This is a genomic window from Paraburkholderia lebeckiae (genome assembly GCF_014201005.1).
In the GTDB taxonomy this organism is placed as follows: domain Bacteria; phylum Pseudomonadota; class Gammaproteobacteria; order Burkholderiales; family Burkholderiaceae; genus Paraburkholderia; species Paraburkholderia tuberum.
In genome coordinates this window covers 1-1,506 of the sequence record NZ_JACHDK010000074.1, presented here as the reverse complement: position 1 = coordinate 1,506, position 1,506 = coordinate 1, and the positions used below count along the sequence as shown (strand labels likewise).

Below are 1,506 nucleotides of genomic sequence, written 5' to 3'. Positions count from 1 at the left end.
CTTTCAATTACCCACATTTCTACAATGAATCCTGGTAACCTGGCGTGCGTCATGACGAGCGCGCGAGCAGAATGGCCGGGAAACGACAAGTAGAAGATCAGGCGTGGTTTGAGCGGGAGATTGAGGCAAGCAAATTCCGGGACGTGCGGCTACGCAAGCGTTTCGGAATGGTGCTGGAACGGTTGTGGAAAGGTATGGGGCAAACCATTCCGCTCGCCTGCCAGGACTGGGCCAATACCAAGGCAGCCTATCGCTTCCTGGACAACGATCGCGTCAATGAGCAGGATATTTTGAGCGGACATTTTCAGGCAACGGCGCAACGCTTTGCGGTAACGGAAGGACCGATCCTCGTGCTTCACGACACGAGCGCATTCCTTTACGAAAGAGAACAACCCGAGCTGGTCGGGTACGCAAGCAGTTCTATAACTGCCGAAACACGACGTGGGCTCGCTAAACCTTGTGCACAATGCGGCATCCTGATGCATTCGAGCCTTGCGGTTACCACATCGGGATTGCCGCTCGGACTAACAGCCATCAAGTTCTGGAGCCGCAAGGAGTTCAAGGACACCGCAAGCAAGCGCAGCAAAGTCAACTTCACACGCATACCGATCGAGCAGAAAGAAAGCTTTCGCTGGATCGAGAATCTGCGGCAATCAACAACTCGACTCGGCGATCCGGATCGCTGTGTGCATGTCGGCGACCGCGAGAGCGATATTTTCGAGCTTTTCTGCGCTGCCCATGACCTTGAAACACATTTTCTAGTGCGCACCTGCACGAACAGGTTGGCCGGTGACGGGGAGCATACCGTGTCAGATGAAATGTCGGAGGTGCGGGTGAAGGGGCTGCATCGAATCGAATTTCGCGATGCCAAAGGGCAAGCTCATCAGGCACTTCTGGAGATCAGGTATCGGCGCCTCACGATCTGGCCACCCGTCGCAAAGCAGCGACACTACCCGGCGCTCACTTTAACCGTCATTCATGCAAGCGAGCGCGGCGAACCTGCTGGCCGACCTCGTATCGAGTGGAAGCTTGTCACTGACCTACCCGTGAACTCACGGGGCAGCGCGATCGAAAAAATCAACTGGTACGCGATGCGCTGGAAGATAGAGACGTTTCACAAAATCCTGAAATCCGGATGCAAGGCTGAAGATTCTCAGTTGCGCACAGCCAGCCGGTTGAGCAATTTGATCGCCATCTTCTGTATTCTCGCCTGGAGAGTCTTCTGGGTTACCGAAATCAATCGATCCGCACCAGAGGCCCCGCCTGAGGTTGCGCTTACCGTGACCGAAATTGCGCTTCTTGATCAACTCGTCAAGGACACCGCACGTACCGCGAACGCGCCACCTCTATCGCACAGCCTCATCAAGCTCGCACAACTCGGTGGCTACCTCGCGCGAGCCAGCGATCCTCCGCCCGGCAACAAAGTCATCTGGCGAGGTATGCATCGATTGATCGACATCGAGCTTGGGTATTGGCTGGGCCGAGAAAAAAGTGGGTAATTGAAAG

1 protein-coding gene is annotated in these 1,506 nt (G+C 55.3%); it reads left to right on the top strand.

What is annotated here, in order from left to right; translation table 11 throughout:
• Nucleotides 1–71: 71 nt before the first annotated feature.
• A complete protein-coding gene (locus HDG39_RS34510) occupies nucleotides 72–1,499 on the top strand; it encodes an IS4 family transposase (protein WP_184012736.1) in 1,428 nt (475 codons plus the stop codon).
• The last annotated feature ends 7 nt before the right edge of the window (nucleotides 1,500–1,506 follow it).

What these genes read in the sequence shown, in the direction of transcription:
- HDG39_RS34510 (WP_184012736.1), top strand. Translation starts at nt 72, where the DNA reads ATGGCCGGGAAACGACAAGTAGAAGATCAGGCGTGGTTTGAGCGGGAG.